Genomic DNA, 14468 nt, shown 5'->3' on the forward strand with positions numbered 1-14468 from the left:
CCTCAGACGTCGACCACGGCCGGTGCTCCCCGGAACGTACGTCGGTAGGCCGACGGCGAGACCCCGACGCTCGCCCGGAGGTGCTGGCGCAGCGAGGCCGCGGTGCCCATCCCGCACCGGGCGGCCACCTGGTCCACCGGGAGGTCGGTCGCCTCGAGCAGGTGCTGGGCGTGCCGGATGCGCTGCTGGGTGACCCATGCGCCGGGGGACTGGCCGGTCTCCTCGCGGAAGCGCCGGGTGAAGGTGCGCACGCTCATCGACGCGCGCTGCGCCAGGGTCGCGACGTCGAGCGGCCGGTCGAGGTGCTCCAGGGCCCACGCGCGTGTGGCGCCGGTGGTCTCGTCGGCTCGCTCGGGCACCTGCCGCTCGATGTACTGCGCCTGGCCGCCGTCGCGCCAGGGCGGGACGACCATGTGGCGGGCCACGGCGTTGGCGACCGCGGTGCCGTGGTCGGTGCGCACGAGGTGCAGGCACAGGTCGACGCCGGCGCTGAGCCCGGCGGAGGTGAGGACCCGGCCGTCGTCGGTGAACAACACGTCCTCGTCGAGCGCGACGGAGGGGTGCAGGCGGCGGAGGTCGTCGGCGTACTTCCAGTGGGTGGTGGCGCGGTGGCCGTCGAGGATGCCGGCGGCGGCGAGCACGAAGGCGCCGGTGCAGATCGAGACCCACCGTGCGTCGGCCGGCACCGTCGCGAGCGCCGCGCGCAGGTCGTCGGGCAGCGTGCCGTCGCGTCGCGGGCCGGCCACCTGGGTGCCGGGGACGATGACGGTCTGCGCCGTCGCCAGCGCCTCCGGCCCGGCCGAGGGCGCGATCGCGTAGCCGCGGGTGGCGGCGACCGGTGCGCCGTCGAGGCTGACGACCTGCACGTCGTAGAGCGCCCGCCCGGCTGCGTCGACGGCCTCGCCGAGCACCTGCGGCCCGATGGTGAGGTCGTAGCCGATGACGGGCGGGATCGCGAGCACCACTACGCGGTGGGGGACCGGAGGACGCATGGCCGGATTCTTCCACATGTTGGCATTCGTGCCACTCGTCGCGAGACGTCGCAGGAGGGGAGACTCCTCGCGTGAGCACGACGACGTCCCCCGCACCCGCAGGCCCGACCTCCCAGCAGCGCATCCACCGTGCGTGGGTGGTCGCGGCCGTCGCGTTCGTGACGCTCGTGGGCGCGGCCGCCTTCCGGTCGGTCCCCGGCGTGCTGATCGAGCCGCTGCACGACGAGTTCGGCTGGTCGCACGGCCTGATCGGCTCGGCCGTCTCGCTCAACCTCATGCTCTTCGGGCTGATGTCGCCCTTCGCGGCCGCCCTGATGGACCGCTTCGGAGTGCGTCCGGTCGTCACCTTCGCCCTCGTCATGGTGTCCGTGGGCAGCGGCCTGACCGTGTTCATGACCGAGCCGTGGGAGCTGATCGTGTGCTGGGGCCTGCTGGTCGGCCTCGGCACGGGCTCGATGTCGATGGCCTTCGTCGCGACCATCACCAGCCGCTGGTTCGTGGCGCGCCGCGGCCTGGTCAGCGGCATCCTCACTGCCGGCAACGCGACCGGCCAGCTCATCTTCCTGCCGGTCGTCGCGTGGCTCGCGACCCACCACGGGTGGCGTACGGCGGCGCTGCTGGCCTCGCTCGCCGCACTGGCCGTCATCCCGCTGGTCCTGCTGCTCCTGCGCAACCACCCGGTCGACCTGGGGATCAGGGCCTACGGCGCCACCGACGCCGACCCGGGACCGCCGCCGCACCAGCACGTCGGCTCGAGCGCCGGCCGCGCCCTGTCGGTGCTCCGCGACGCGGTGCGCACGCGCACCTTCTGGCTGCTCGGGGGCGGCTTCGCGATCTGCGGGATGACGACCAACGGGCTCATCGCCACCCACTTCGTCCCCGCCGCGCACGACCACGGCATGCCGGCCACCACCGCGGCGTCGCTGCTCGCGGTCGTCGGCGTCTTCGACGTGGTCGGCACGATCGCGTCGGGCTGGCTCACCGACAAGGTCGACCCGCGGCTGCTGCTCGTCGGCTACTACGTGCTGCGCGGAGTGGGCCTGATGACGCTGCCGGCGCTGATGTCGCCGCACGTGGCGCCGAGCATGTGGGTCTTCATCATCGTCTACGGCCTCGACTGGGTGGCGACCGTGCCGCCCACGGTCGCGCTGTGCCGCGAGCACTTCGGGGCCGGCTCCGGCCCGATCGTCTTCGGCTGGGTCTTCGCCAGCCACCAGGTGGGTGCGGCGATCGCCGCGACCGGCGCAGGTGTCGTGCGCGACCTGACGGGGGGCTACGACCCGGCCTTCTACGCCGCCGCCGGGCTGTGCGCGGTCGCCGCGCTGCTGTCGTACGCCATCCGGCGGGCGCCGGTGCCCGTGGGGACGCCGGACCGCGTCGGGGTCAGCTGAGCTCGTGGGTTGCCGAATCGGGGAGCGGCGCCTCACGCAACAGGCCCGCCGACCTGGAGATCCAGGTCGGCGGGGCAGTTGTCGCTGTTGCATGGACGACCGGTGCGGCTACTCCCAGCGAACGGAGGCGAGCCAGGTCTGCATGGGCTCTTGGACCCTTGCCCGGTCCTTGGGTGCGTACTCCACCCAGAAGAGAACCAGTCCCTGCCCGGTGCGTACGACAGTCACGTCCATCGGCTTCTCCTCCAGCAGCTTGTAGCAGCCTCCGGCCTTCACGCAGAACAGGTCGAACGCCGCCGTCCCGGGCTTCTGGGCAAGGGTGAAGGTCTGCGCAGGCCGGCCGCCGACCTCGGTCATGGCGACGTTGCTCACCGTGAGCTCGTCCCGGGTCTGGCGGATGTGAGCGGCCAGGTCGGCGGGCAGGTCGGGTGTCGGGACCCGGGTGAACGTGCTGACCAAGAAGACTGCGGCTGCGCCGCTGGTGCCCTTGATGGCGTAGCCACGCGTTCCGTTCTCCGTCGACGGATCCGAGAAGCCCTTCGGGACGACGAAGGTCATCGGGAACGTGACCCCCTCGAATCCCTCGACGGTGCTGCCCGGGGTCTGAGGCGCTTCGGGCACCTCAGGCTCGGCCGAGGAGGGGGACGGTGAGGCGACCGGGGCTGCGGGATCCACCGGCGCCGGCGCCCCCTCCTGGCCGAAGCCCAACCAGATCGCGCTGGCCACGACGGCTGCGGCGCCCAGAGCGGCGGCTGCGACCCCCGCCCTACCCCGGCCGGGACCTCGGTTGCCCTGGTCGACTCGATCGTGGAACTTGTTGAGCTCGGTAACGGTGCTTGTCTGAGCCATTGCTTCCTCCGCGTGTTGGTGAAGGACAGCGGTCAGTCGTCGCTCGACATCCGAGTCGGTCATGACTGCTCCTCCCATTCCTGAGCAAGGGCGGCCAGGCCGCGGCTCGCATGTTGTTTGACCGAGCCCCGGGATATCCCCAGGGTCTCGGCAATCTCGACCTCGGACTGCTCGAGGTAGTACCGCATGACCAGCACCTGCCGCTGACGCATCGGCAGGGAGGTGACCGAACCCCACATGCGATCGGCCTCCTCGTGCGCCACCACGCACTGCTCCGCGGACTCGAGCTCCTCGGAACGAGGAACCAGGCGCAATGTCGCCCGTTTCCCTCGGAGCCCGCGACGCAGGACGTCCCGGCTGCCGTTGACGACCGCACGGTTCAGGTAGGTCACCACCGCGTTCTGGTCCCGAAGGCCTCGCCAGTGCCGGTGCAGCGCGGCGAACGCATCCTGCACCACGTCCTCCGCCACTTGGCGGTCGTCCACGAGGAGCGCTGCCAGCCCCACCAGACGGCGGTGGTGGACGACGAACAACTCGGAGACAGCCGCGGAAGCATCACTGTCGATGGAGCGCAACGGCACCACCACTTGGGGCCCCGGCCCCTCGATCCCATCCCTTGCCACGTGCATATCGGATCAGACGACGATGGGGAAGAACGGTTGACAGAGCCCAGCCATGACTTCAGATGGGCTAGACCAGCCTCGCCGCACCGACGGGACGCGATGTTCGCGGCCCGTTCCGGTCTCAGCTGGTCACATCAACGACAACGGGTGCATGGTCGGAGGGCGCGCCGTCGTAGGTGTCGGGGTTCCGCTCGTCACGATCGATGAACGCGCCTGTCACACGGTCAGCCAGCGCAGGCGACGCGAGCACGAAGTCGATCTTGAGGCCACGATCCCGCTCGAAGCGCTGGCGGTAGTAGTCCCAGTAGGTGTAGCCCGGCGCGTGCGCCCGTGTCGTCTCGGCCCACCCGTCGTCGAGGAAGCCCTGGAAGGCGGCGCGCTCCGGCGGCGTAACGTGGGTCGACTTCGCGAACTGCGTGACGTCGAAGACGTCGTCGTCGGTGGGGCAGATGTTCCAGTCGCCCACCAGCGCGGTCGGGGTGTCGAGCCAGCCGCGCGCGGCCTCGCGCAGTCGCGCCAGCCAGTCGAGCTTGTAGACGTAGTGCGGGTCGTCGGGCTTGCGGCCGTTGGGGACGTAGAGCGACCACACGCGCACCCCGCCGCAGGTGGCGCCGATAGCGCGCGCCTCGGCGGCGGCAGGGTCGCCGTACGGCGGCATGTCGGCGAAGCCGACCTCGACGTCCTCCAGGCCGACCCGCGACAGCAGCGCGACGCCGTTCCACTGGTTGAGCCCCGCCACCGCGATGTCGTAGCCGAGGGCCTGCAGGCCCATCAGCGGCAGCTGGTCCTCGCGCGCCTTGGTCTCCTGCAGGGCGATCACGTCGATGTCGTGGCGCTGCACGAACGCCTCGACGCGGTCGATGCGGGAGCGGAGCGAGTTGACGTTCCAGGTCGCGATGCGCATCCGTCCACCCTAAGGAAGGCAGCCACGCAGGAGATCACGGGGCGGGAGGAGCGGTTCGCGGGAAACCCTTTACAGACCGGGTGCGGGTGCGGAAGGTTCCAGGCCGACGCACGCGTGCCCGGACGCGCGCGTGCCACCAGTCGCGAACGCCCCTTCCGTCCCGAGCGGAGGGGGCGTTCGTCATGCCTGCCCACGGGAGGCCGGTAGCGTCGTCGGCGTGCCGAACCCCACCTCCACGATCCTCTCCGCGCGCGACCTCGAGTTCCTGCTCTTCGAGTGGCTCCACGTCGAGGACCTCAGCGCGCGCCCGCGCTTCGCCGAGCACGACCGCGAGTCCTACGACGCCCTGCTGGGGCTGTGCGAGGAGCTCGCCACCGAGCACTTCGCGACGCACTACCGCAAGAGCGACACCGAGGAGCCGGTCTTCGACGGCGAGAAGGTGCGCCTCATCCCGGAGATCGAGGCGGCGCTGCAGAAGTTCGCCCGCGCCGACCTGATGGGCCTCACGATCGACGAGGAGCACGGCGGGCTGCAGGTGCCGCACGTCGTCGCGGCGGCCTGCATGGCGTGGTTCACCGCGGCCAACATGGGCACCGCGGCGTACTCGTTCCTCACCGTCGCCAACGCCGGGCTGCTGCTCGCGCACGGCACCGAGGAGCAGGTCGAACGCTACGTGCGGCCCATGCTCGAGGGCCGCTTCTTCGGCACGATGACGCTCTCGGAGCCGCACGCCGGGTCGAGCCTGGGCGACGTGGTGACGCGAGCGGTGCCCGCCGACGACGGCACCTACCGCATCTTCGGCAGCAAGATGTGGATCTCGGGGGGCGACCACGAGATGGGCGACAACATCGTCCACCTGGTGCTGGCCAAGCTGCCCGACGCGCCTGCCGGCTCGCGCGGCATCTCGCTCTTCATCGTGCCCAAGCACCTCGTCGGCGAGGACGGCACGATCGGCGAGCGCAACGACGTCGCGCTGGCCGGCATCAACCACAAGCTCGGCAGCCGCGGCACGGTCAACACCGCACCCGTCTTCGGTGGCGGCGCCTTCACCCCGGGCGGCGCTGCGGGCGCGGTCGGCTACCTCGTCGGCGAGCCCCACAAGGGCCTGTCCTACATGTTCCACATGATGAACGCCGCCCGCCTCGGCGTCGGGATGGGGGCGACGACGACCGCCTACACCGCCTACCTCAAGAGCCTCGACTACGCCCGCACCCGACCGCAGGGCCGCCCGCTGAGCGCCCCCGACCCGGCCGGCCCGCAGGTGCCGATCATCCAGCACGCCGACGTGCGGCGGATGCTGCTCGCGCAGAAGTCCTACGTCGAGGGCGCGCTCGCGCTGAACCTCTACTGCTACCGGCTGCTCGACGAGCAGGCCACCGCCGAGGACGACGCCGAGCGGCTCGCCACCGGCCAGCTGCTCGACGTCCTGACGCCGATCGCGAAGTCGTGGCCCTCGCAGTGGGGCCAGGAGTCGTGCAGCCTCGCCATCCAGGTGCTCGGCGGCTCGGGCTACACCCGCGACCACGACCTCGAGGCCCACTGGCGCGACCAGCGGCTCAACCCGATCCACGAGGGCACGCACGGCATCCAGGCCCTCGACCTGCTCGGGCGCAAGGTGCTCGGCGGCGGTGGTGCGGCGCTGATGGCGCTGGCCGCGCGCATCGAGGACACCGTCGCCCGGGCGGGCGCGCTCGGCGGCGAGCCGGCGTCGTACGCCGTCGCGCTGAAGGCCGCGGTCGACCGCCTCGGCGAGGTCACGATGACGATCGCGGGGCTCGGCGACCCCGACCGGATGCTGGCGAACGCCACGGTCTACCTCGAGGCGGCCGGCCACGTCGTCGTCGCGTGGATGTGGCTCGAGCAGCTGGTCGCGGTGGGGGAGCAGCAGGGCGACTTCTACGACGGCAAGCGGGCCGCGGCGCGCTACTTCTTCGGCTGGGAGCTGCCCAAGGTCGCACCGATGCTCGACCTGCTCGCCTCGGGTGACACCACCGCGCTGGAGATGCGCGAGGACTGGTTCTAGGCGCCCTGCTCGACGAACGGGGTCAGCATCCCCGGCGTCGCGCGGTCGGCCAGGGCGACCGCGACCTCGAGCCGCACGTCGCGCACCAGCACCCGCTCGGTGCCGGCGGCGGTCGTCGCGGTCAGGTCGGCCAGGCCGATCCGGCGCTGCCACCACGACTGGCTCACCACCCAGCCGATGATGCCGTCGGTCTCGAGCACGGTGCGCACGCGGGCCAGGGTCCCGCCGCCCGCGACGAGGTGGCGGTCGAGGAGCGCGTGCCCGAGGTGGCGGTACGACGCCTCGCCGACCGCCGCGGCCACCACGGGGAGCGCGACGGCGAGCGCGGCGAACCACGCCCACGACAGGTCGGCGAACCACCACGCGACGGCGGCGGCGACCAGGACCTCCAGGGCGGTGCGGAGCTGGCGGAACCACGCCCGACGGTGCGCCCTCGGGCCGTGCGCGACCAGCGGCGCAGTGAGCGCGCCGGTCTCGCCGAGGACCGCGCCGCCGACGCCGACCGCGACCTCGCGCGGGCACGGCGGCAGGACCTGGGTGACGCCGTCCTCGACGCCGGTGGCGAGGGTGGACATCTCGGCGCCCCCGACGACGCGCAGGAGCACCGGCTCGACCATCTCCACGCCGCGCACCTTGGCCTCCTCGACGGTGATCGAGCGGGTGGTGAACAGCCCCGAGGAGAGGTGCAGCGAGCCGTGCTCGCGCACCAGGCGGAACCCCCACCACTGCACGACGTAGCCGGTGACCGAGACGACCAGCCAGAGCGCCAGCCCGCCGACGGCGAGCGCCAGCGCGACGGCGACCAGGGCGAACTGCGTGACCCACTCCCACGCCGACGTCGCGGTCTCCTGGTTCCAGATCGGCAGGTCGTCGCCGAACTGCGCGACCACGCCGACCGCACCGGCGAGCAGCACCAGCCGGGCCAGGCTGAAGGGGGCGAAGCGCAGCCACGACCAGTCGATGCGGGCCAGGAGCACGGACGCAGGGGCGGACGGCGCGACCGGGGCGTGCGGTTCGGCGGGGTCGAGGTCTGTCGGCCGGACGTCGGTGGTCTCGCGGCGGCGCAGCAGCGTCGTACGCAGTGCGTGGGCGTCGGCCCTGGCCAGCGCGTCGAGGGTGATCCGGTCGTCGTCGACGCCGGTGCCGACCTGCACCTTCTGCAGGCCGAGCACCCGGTGCAGCAGGGAGGCCTCGAGGTCGACGCTGCGCACCCGGTCGAGCGGCGCGGTCGACGTGCGCTTGTTGAGCACGCCGCTGCGCACCTGGATCTGGCTGTCGGTGATCCGGTAGTGGGTGGTGAGCCAGGGCAGCGCGCCGAGGATGATCGGGCCGAGGACCACGAGCGGCAGGACGAGCGGCCAGAAGCGGGTGTCGCTCCGGCTGATCCCCACCACGGCCACCACCACCGGCACGATCGCCTGGCCGATCGCCTTGACCGGGTCGAGCAGCAGCTTGCGCGGGTCGAGCCGCGCCCAGCCCTCGCCGGGCGCGGGGATCACGTGGCGTCGCCCGCAGTGGCGGACGTGATCGCGGTGAGCCGGGCCACCACCTCGCGGGCGGTGGCGGCGTCGAGGCAGTCGACGGTGATGGGGCCGGCGGCCGACGCAGTGGTGACGGTGATCGAGGCCAGCCCGAACACGCGCATCAGCGCGCCCTGGCGCGAGTCGACCGTCTGCACGCGGCTCAGCGGTGCGATCCGGCTCTCCCGCCCCAGCCAGCCCGCGCGCGTGTGCACGGCCGTGTCGGTGACCTCCCAGCGGTGCACCCGGTAGCGGATGCGCGGCATCAGCACGACGTGCGCCGCCGCGAGCAGGCCGAGCAGCAGCACGACGAGGCCGGCCCAACCGGGCACGTCCGGGACGACCAGCCACGCCACCAGCGCCGCGACCACGACGGCCGCGTCGCCCAGCAGCGCCGACACCGTCCAGAAGCCGATCGCCCGCGGCGAGACCCGGTGGGCCGGCTCCCGCAGCACCGGCACGGCCGGCCCCGCCCCCACGTCACTCATGCGCCGAGTCTTGCAGGTGGCTGCGTGCTTTTCGTACGCCCGTCGGCGCCGCCGTAGACTCCCCGCCCGTGGCTCTCACCATCGGCATCGTCGGTCTCCCCAACGCGGGCAAGTCGACGCTCTTCAACGCCCTGACCAAGAACGACGTGCTCGCGGCGAACTACCCGTTCGCCACCATCGAGCCCAACGTCGGCGTCGTCGGGGTCCCCGACGATCGTCTCGGCAGGCTGGCGGAGGTGTTCGAGTCGGCCAAGCAGCTGCCCGCGACGGTCGAGTTCGTCGACATCGCCGGCATCGTGCGCGGCGCCTCGCAGGGCGAGGGCCTGGGCAACAAGTTCCTCGCCCACATCCGCGAGTCCTCTGCGATCTGCCAGGTCACGCGCGTCTTCCGCGACGAGGACGTCACCCACGTCGACGGCGAGGTCAACCCTGCCAACGACATCTCCACCATCCAGACCGAGCTGATCTTCGCCGACCTCGAGACCGTCGACAGGGCGATCGCGCGACTGGAGAAGGAGTCGCGCAAGGTCAAGGACCTCGTCGCCAACCTGGAGGCCGCGAAGGCTGCCAAGGACGCGCTCGAGAGCGGCACGCCCATCATCGCCACCGACATCGACCGCTCCCTGCTGCGCGAGCTGTCGCTGCTGACGGCCAAGCCCTTCATCTACGTCTTCAACTGCGACGCCGACGAGCTCGCCGACGAGGCCCTCAAGGACAAGATGCGCGAGATCATCGCGCCGGCTGAGGCGATCTTCCTCGACGCCAAGTTCGAGGCCGACCTCGCCGAGATGGACGACGACGAGATGGCGCACGAGATGCTCGCCGAGATGGGGATCGCCGAGTCGGGTCTCGACCAGCTCGCTCGCGTCGGCTTCGACACCCTCGGCCTGCAGACCTACCTGACCGCCGGCCCCAAGGAGACGCGGGCCTGGACGATCAAGAAGGGCGCCACCGCCCCCGAGGCCGCCGGTGTCATCCACACCGACTTCCAGAAGGGCTTCATCAAGGCCGAGATCGTCTCCTTCGACGACCTGATGGCCGCCGGCTCCATGCTCAAGGCCAAGGAGGCCGGCAAGGTGCGCATGGAGGGCAAGGACTACGTCATGGTCGACGGCGACGTGGTGGAGTTCCGCTTCAACGTGTGAGGCCGCCCACCAACGGACCTACGGCCGCCGCCGCCGGCGTACGCCCTGGCGTGCGTGCCCACACGCTGACCTCGTTCGGTCCGCTGGCCGGTCAGGCGCCACGTCCCGGCCGTCGGACGGACGAGGACCACTACCCGCCCGAGCCCTGGCGCGCCGTCACCTCCTCGTAGGCGGCCGTCAGCTCGGCGAGCACGCCGTCCGCCGGAGGTGGTCGCCGCTCCAGGTGGATGGCGCGCAGCTCGTCCATGAAGCGCTCCCACAGGGGCGGTCCTCCCGAAGCGAGCAGCTCGGCGCGGACGGTGAGCTCGGGCGTGGTGTCGAGCCACGTCGCACCCCAGGCGCCGAGCTGCGCCATGACCGGGAGGAGCTGGATCGACGCCTCGGTGAGGTGGTACTCGACCTTCTGGCGGTGGCTGGGGTCGTCGTCGCGCGTGAGCAGCCCGGCCGCGACCAGCTTGGCGAGTCGCGCGGCCAGGATGTTGGACGCGATGCCCTCCATCGAGGAGCCGAGCAGCTCGCGGAAGTGCGTCGCGCCGCCGAAGGTGATGTCGCGCAGGACGACGAGGCTCCACCGGTCACCGAGCAGCTCGACGGTCAGGTTGATCGGGCAACCGGACTTGCCGCGGGGGACCGGCAACCGTCCTGGCACGACTGGTTGCGACACGCCATCAGTGTAGCTAGGGTGAGAAACTGATTGCACAGTGCAACCAGAAAGGAAATTGTCGTGACCCAGCTCGTCCGCGTCCAGAACTTCAACGTCTCCCGCGATGGCTTCGGCACCGGTGAGGGGCAGAGCCTCGAGCGTCCGTTCGGCCACGCCGATCCGGCCGCGATGTTCTCCTGGTCCGGCGCCACGGCCCACGCCCCGATGAGGACGGAGCCCGGCGGCACCTACGGCCTCGACGACTACTTCACGCGCGACTTCAGCCGCAACATCGGCGCGGAGATCATGGGGCGCAACAAGTTCGGGCCGCAGCGCGGGCCCTGGCAGGACCTCGACTGGGAAGGCTGGTGGGGCGAGGAGCCGCCGTTCCGCACGCCGGTCTTCGTGCTGACCCACCACCCGCGCCCGTCGATCACCCGGGGGCAGACCACCTTCCACTTCGTGGACGAGTCACCCGCCCAGGCCCTCGCCCGTGCCTTCGAGGCAGCCGACGGCAAGGACGTACGCATCGGCGGGGGCGTCACCACCGTCCGGGAGTTCCTCGACGCCGACCTCGTCGACACGATGCACGTCGCGGTGGCGCCGGTCGACCTCGAGCGCGGCGTGCGGCTGTGGGAGAGCCCGGACGAGCTCCTCGACCGCTTCCACCTCGAGCGGGTGCCGAGCCCCAGCGGTGTGGTGCACCACATCTTCTGGCGACGGTAGGCCGGCGACCCCTCTGGGGCTACTGTGGAGTAACCAGCCACATCCACCAGCGCGAGGTGACCGCCATGGCACGCCTGGCTCCCGACACGGTCGTGCTCCACGGCCACGAGCTCTCCTACGTCGACAGCGGCTCCGGCTCGGCGGTGCTCTTCATCCACGGGATCCTTGGCTCCCGGGTCCAGTGGGCCCACCTGGTCGACGAGGTCGACGACGACCACCGGGTGCTGGTCCCCGACCTCTTCGGCCACGGCGAGTCGGCCAAGCCGACGGGCGACTACTCCCTGAGTGCCCACGCCGCGACCCTGCGCGACCTGCTCGACCACCTGGGGGTCGAGCGGGTGACCCTCGTCGGGCACTCCCTCGGCGGTGGCATCGCGATGCAGTTCTACTACCTCTTCCCCGAGCGGGTGGACCGCCTGGTCCTCGTCGCCAGCGGTGGCCTGGGACGCGAGGTCAACCTGGTGCTCCGCTCCGCCACGCTGCCGGGCGCCGAGCAGGTGCTCAGTGTCATCGCGTCCGCACCCGTGCTCGAGAAGGCCGAGGCCCTCGGCCGCGGCGCGCAGAGGATCGGCTGGAAGCCCGGTGCCGACATCGGCGCGATCTGGCGCGGCTTCACCTCGCTGGGCGACAGCCAGAGCCGCCGCGCGTTCCTCGCCACCACGCGGGCCGTGATCGACCTCGGCGGTCAGAGCATCAGTGCCCACGACCACCTCGGCGCGGTGACCCCGCCCCCGACCCTGATCGTCTGGGGCTCGAAGGACCGGATGATCCCGGCCTGGCACGCGCTCAGCGCCCAGCGCGCGCTGCCCGAGTGCCGCGTCGAGCTGTTCGAGGGGGCGGGCCACTTCCCGCACCTCGACGACCCCGACCGGTTCGCCCGCGTGCTGCGGGAGTTCATGTCAGCCGAGGCCTGAGGCCCGGTTCAGCGGGTCGCCGCGGCGAGCGCGGCGCGCAGGTCGTCGGCAGAGACGCGCCTGGCCGTGTCGCCGCTCCAGGTGCCGTCCGGGCTGCCGTCGTAGGGGAGCCCGTACGCCGGGGTGTCGGGCTGGAAGCGCCAGCCCTCGGCGAGCGGACCGGCGTCGACGACGTCGTAGCCGAGCACCCCGAGCAGCGCCGTGGCCGACTGCTTGGCCTCGGCGTCGTCACCGGCGATGGCCAGCACGCTGCGCTCCCCGCTGCCGACAGGCGAGCCGGGGCGAGCAAGGGCACCGAGGTGCTCGAAGAAGATGTTGTTGAAGACCTTCACGACGCGCGCGCCCGGCAGGGTGCGGGCGGTGAGCTCGCTCGCGGTGGTCGAGGCGTCGTCGAGCTCGGCGATGCGGCCGTCGCGCTGCGGGTAGTAGTTGCCCGTGTCGAGCACGACCTGCCCGTCGAACGCCGCCACCGGCAGGTCGCCCAGCGCCTTGAGCGGCACGGTGAGGACGACCAGGTCGCCGTCGCGCGCCGCCTCCTCGGCACTGGCCGCGCGGGCGCGCGGGCCGAGGTCGGCCACGAGGTCGGCGAGCGTCGCCGGTCCGCGACTGTTGGCGATCACCACCTCGACGCCCGCGTCCACCGCGAGGCGTGCCACCGTGCTGCCGATGTGTCCTGCTCCGACGATTCCCAGTGTGGTCATGCCGGGGTCAACGGTGTCGGCCGAGGTGTTGTTCCGCGAAGGCACCGCCTGCGAGAGCCGACCGGTTGATCAGGCGTACGGGCCCGCGGCCGGCGCGGCTGCGGGCACGGCCACGGGTCGCGGGCGCCAGGTGAGCACGCCGAGCATGAGGGCGAGCATCCCGATGGACGCGCCGACGAGCAGCTCCGCGGTGAGCCCGGGGAAGTAGGCGCGGAGCAAGTCCTGCCGCAGGGTCCAGCCCGCGAGGCCCGCGGTGGTGAGCCCGAGCACGAGGGCCACGACGTCGGGTCGGCGCACGGCGGCGCCCACGACCAGCACGGCCAGCAGGACCAGCGACAGCCCGAAGGCAGGGAGGTAGACGTCGACGTTCAGGGCGAAGGCCCCTCCGGCGTCGAGGTCGAGCGCCGGATCGGTGGACGGCGTGCGGAAGCACAACGCGTGGAGGACGACAAGCCAGCCGGCCGCGGCCAGCGCCGCAGCGGTCCAGCGCGTCAGGGCGACCATGGGCAGATCCTAGGCACGCCACTCGTCCTCGAGCAGGCCGAACACCAGCTGGGTGGCCCACTCACCCTTGAAGTGCACGCCGTCGACGAACCGTCCCTCCTGGCGGAACCCGAGCCGGCCCAGCAGCCGTGCCGAGGCGTCGTTGCCCTCGATGACCACGGCGCTGACGCGGTGGAAGCCCAGCTCGTCGTACGCCGTCCGCAGCACCGCGTCGGTGGCCTCGGCGGCGTAGCCGTGGCCCTGGGCGTCGCGGGCGAACGCGAAGCCCAGCTCGCCCTGGCGCTCCGAGGCCCACTTGAGGAGCACCTCCCCGATCACGCGACCGGTCTCCCGCAGCTCGACCGCGAGCACCAGCCACTGCCCGGGCTCGCGCAGCTCGCCCTGGTCGAGCTTGACCCGCAGCGTCTCCTCCGTCGCGGCGCGGTCGCGCAGCGGCCACGGGACGTAGCGCACCACCTCGGGGTCGCCGTGGAAGACGACGAGGTCGTCGAGGTCGTCGGCGCGGTGCACGCGCAGCAGGAGCCGCTCGGTCTCGATCGGCAACCGGAGGTCGAGGTCGCTCACAGCGAGAAGTGCCCCGGCGCCAGGCTGCGCAGCACGCAGAACTCGTTGCCCTCCGGGTCGGCCAGCACGACCCACGACTCGTCGCCGGTCTGACCGACGTCGGCGTGCGTGGCGCCGAGCGCGAGCAGCCGCTCGACCTCCTCGTCGCGGGAGCGGTCGACGGGGGAGAGGTCGAGGTGCATGCGGTTCTTCACCACCTTGTCCTCCGCCACGGCCGCCAGGAACATCGTCGGTGGCACCGGCCCGGTGCGTACGGCGTCGAGCAGGGCCTGGTCGCTCTCGCGGGCCGGACCGATCTCGACCAGACCCGGCTCCCGCTCGAGCACCACCCAGTCGAGGGCGGCGGTCCAGAACTCGGCCAGGCGGTCGGGGTCGTGGCAGTCGAGGGAGATCTCGGTCAGGCGGGAGGTCATGGTCGATCCAAACACGTGCGGCGGAGGTGGCCCCCGAAAGACCGGAACGAGGTCCACGACCGCCGCAC

Annotated in this window: 16 protein-coding genes; 5 read left to right on the forward strand and 11 right to left on the reverse strand. The window is 72.0% G+C overall.

Annotated elements, in window-relative coordinates; translation table 11 throughout:
- Window positions 1-2: 2 nt before the first annotated feature.
- Window positions 3-992 carry a GlxA family transcriptional regulator gene (locus tag ASG76_RS14345; RefSeq protein ID WP_056604661.1) on the reverse strand — a complete coding sequence of 330 codons (990 nt, stop codon included), beginning with the start codon at window positions 990-992 and terminating at the stop codon, window positions 3-5.
- A 71-nt stretch (window positions 993-1063) separates the two neighbouring features.
- Here ASG76_RS14345 and ASG76_RS14350 point away from each other — a divergent pair, with 71 nt between their 5' ends.
- Window positions 1064-2383, forward strand: a complete 1320-nt coding sequence (locus ASG76_RS14350) for an MFS transporter (protein WP_200948193.1) — start codon at window positions 1064-1066, stop codon at window positions 2381-2383.
- Between the two features lie 108 nt (window positions 2384-2491).
- Here ASG76_RS14350 and ASG76_RS14355 read toward each other — a convergent pair whose 3' ends face one another.
- The 3 genes from ASG76_RS14355 to ASG76_RS14365 form a co-directional block, all read right to left on the reverse strand.
- Window positions 2492-3295 (reverse strand): hypothetical protein, encoded by an 804-nt coding sequence (locus ASG76_RS14355; RefSeq protein ID WP_056604663.1) that lies wholly within the window; start codon window positions 3293-3295, stop codon window positions 2492-2494.
- Window positions 3292-3855 (reverse strand): SigE family RNA polymerase sigma factor, encoded by a 564-nt coding sequence (locus ASG76_RS14360; protein ID WP_162254121.1) that lies wholly within the window; start codon window positions 3853-3855, stop codon window positions 3292-3294. Before ASG76_RS14360 ends, ASG76_RS14355 begins: the two co-directional genes overlap by 4 nt.
- A gap of 121 nt (window positions 3856-3976) precedes the next feature.
- Window positions 3977-4759, reverse strand: coding sequence for an exodeoxyribonuclease III (locus tag ASG76_RS14365; protein ID WP_056604670.1), 783 nt, complete (start codon window positions 4757-4759; stop codon window positions 3977-3979).
- A gap of 217 nt (window positions 4760-4976) precedes the next feature.
- Between ASG76_RS14365 and ASG76_RS14370 the strand changes: the two genes are divergently transcribed.
- The gene (locus ASG76_RS14370) at window positions 4977-6782 is read left to right on the forward strand and encodes an acyl-CoA dehydrogenase (RefSeq protein ID WP_056604673.1); all 1806 of its coding nucleotides are present in this window, start codon (window positions 4977-4979) and stop codon (window positions 6780-6782) included.
- Here the strand turns inward: ASG76_RS14370 and ASG76_RS14375 are convergent.
- On the reverse strand, window positions 6779-8281 hold the full coding sequence (locus ASG76_RS14375) for a PH domain-containing protein (protein WP_056604676.1): 1503 nt from the start codon (window positions 8279-8281) through the stop codon (window positions 6779-6781). The genes ASG76_RS14370 and ASG76_RS14375 overlap by 4 nt on opposite strands.
- Entirely contained in the window at window positions 8278-8790 is a 513-nt protein-coding gene (locus ASG76_RS14380; RefSeq protein ID WP_056604679.1) for a PH domain-containing protein, read from the reverse strand. Before ASG76_RS14380 ends, ASG76_RS14375 begins: the two co-directional genes overlap by 4 nt.
- 68 nt (window positions 8791-8858) lie before the next feature.
- Between ASG76_RS14380 and ychF the strand changes: the two genes are divergently transcribed.
- On the forward strand, window positions 8859-9935 hold the full coding sequence (ychF, locus tag ASG76_RS14385; RefSeq protein ID WP_056604682.1) for a redox-regulated ATPase YchF: 1077 nt from the start codon (window positions 8859-8861) through the stop codon (window positions 9933-9935).
- A gap of 130 nt (window positions 9936-10065) precedes the next feature.
- Here ychF and ASG76_RS14390 read toward each other — a convergent pair whose 3' ends face one another.
- Window positions 10066-10599 carry a winged helix-turn-helix transcriptional regulator gene (locus tag ASG76_RS14390; protein ID WP_235529633.1) on the reverse strand — a complete coding sequence of 178 codons (534 nt, stop codon included), beginning with the start codon at window positions 10597-10599 and terminating at the stop codon, window positions 10066-10068.
- 60 nt (window positions 10600-10659) lie between these two features.
- On the opposite strand from ASG76_RS14390, the gene ASG76_RS14395 reads away from it, so the two are divergent.
- The gene (locus ASG76_RS14395; RefSeq protein ID WP_056604688.1) at window positions 10660-11304 is read left to right on the forward strand and encodes a dihydrofolate reductase family protein; all 645 of its coding nucleotides are present in this window, start codon (window positions 10660-10662) and stop codon (window positions 11302-11304) included.
- 65 nt (window positions 11305-11369) lie between these two features.
- The gene (locus ASG76_RS14400; protein ID WP_056604691.1) at window positions 11370-12218 is read left to right on the forward strand and encodes an alpha/beta fold hydrolase; all 849 of its coding nucleotides are present in this window, start codon (window positions 11370-11372) and stop codon (window positions 12216-12218) included.
- A gap of 8 nt (window positions 12219-12226) precedes the next feature.
- Here ASG76_RS14400 and ASG76_RS14405 read toward each other — a convergent pair whose 3' ends face one another.
- From ASG76_RS14405 to ASG76_RS14420, 4 genes are all read right to left on the reverse strand, one after another.
- A complete protein-coding gene (locus ASG76_RS14405; protein ID WP_056604694.1) occupies window positions 12227-12919 on the reverse strand; it encodes an NADPH-dependent F420 reductase in 693 nt (230 codons plus the stop codon).
- A gap of 69 nt (window positions 12920-12988) precedes the next feature.
- The gene (locus tag ASG76_RS14410) at window positions 12989-13423 is read right to left on the reverse strand and encodes a hypothetical protein (protein WP_056604697.1); all 435 of its coding nucleotides are present in this window, start codon (window positions 13421-13423) and stop codon (window positions 12989-12991) included.
- A gap of 9 nt (window positions 13424-13432) precedes the next feature.
- Window positions 13433-13987 carry a GNAT family N-acetyltransferase gene (locus ASG76_RS14415; RefSeq protein WP_056604700.1) on the reverse strand — a complete coding sequence of 185 codons (555 nt, stop codon included), beginning with the start codon at window positions 13985-13987 and terminating at the stop codon, window positions 13433-13435.
- Window positions 13984-14400, reverse strand: coding sequence for a VOC family protein (locus tag ASG76_RS14420; protein ID WP_056604703.1), 417 nt, complete (start codon window positions 14398-14400; stop codon window positions 13984-13986). Before ASG76_RS14420 ends, ASG76_RS14415 begins: the two co-directional genes overlap by 4 nt.
- Window positions 14401-14468 lie beyond the last annotated feature (68 nt).

This window comes from Nocardioides sp. Soil774 (assembly GCF_001428125.1).
In the GTDB taxonomy this organism is placed as follows: domain Bacteria; phylum Actinomycetota; class Actinomycetes; order Propionibacteriales; family Nocardioidaceae; genus Nocardioides.

Bases quoted from the DNA above. Each gene is read 5' to 3' on its own strand.
- ASG76_RS14355 (WP_056604663.1), bottom strand. From the start codon at position 3,295: ATGACCGACTCGGATGTCGAGCGACGACTGACCGCTGTCCTTCACCAA.
- ASG76_RS14410 (WP_056604697.1), bottom strand. From the start codon at position 13,423: ATGGTCGCCCTGACGCGCTGGACCGCTGCGGCGCTGGCCGCGGCCGGC.
- ASG76_RS14365 (WP_056604670.1), bottom strand. From the start codon at position 4,759: ATGCGCATCGCGACCTGGAACGTCAACTCGCTCCGCTCCCGCATCGAC.
- ASG76_RS14380 (WP_056604679.1), bottom strand. From the start codon at position 8,790: ATGAGTGACGTGGGGGCGGGGCCGGCCGTGCCGGTGCTGCGGGAGCCG.
- ASG76_RS14420 (WP_056604703.1), bottom strand. From the start codon at position 14,400: ATGACCTCCCGCCTGACCGAGATCTCCCTCGACTGCCACGACCCCGAC.
- ASG76_RS14405 (WP_056604694.1), bottom strand. From the start codon at position 12,919: ATGACCACACTGGGAATCGTCGGAGCAGGACACATCGGCAGCACGGTG.
- ASG76_RS14345 (WP_056604661.1), bottom strand. From the start codon at position 992: ATGCGTCCTCCGGTCCCCCACCGCGTAGTGGTGCTCGCGATCCCGCCC.
- ASG76_RS14400 (WP_056604691.1), top strand. From the start codon at position 11,370: ATGGCACGCCTGGCTCCCGACACGGTCGTGCTCCACGGCCACGAGCTC.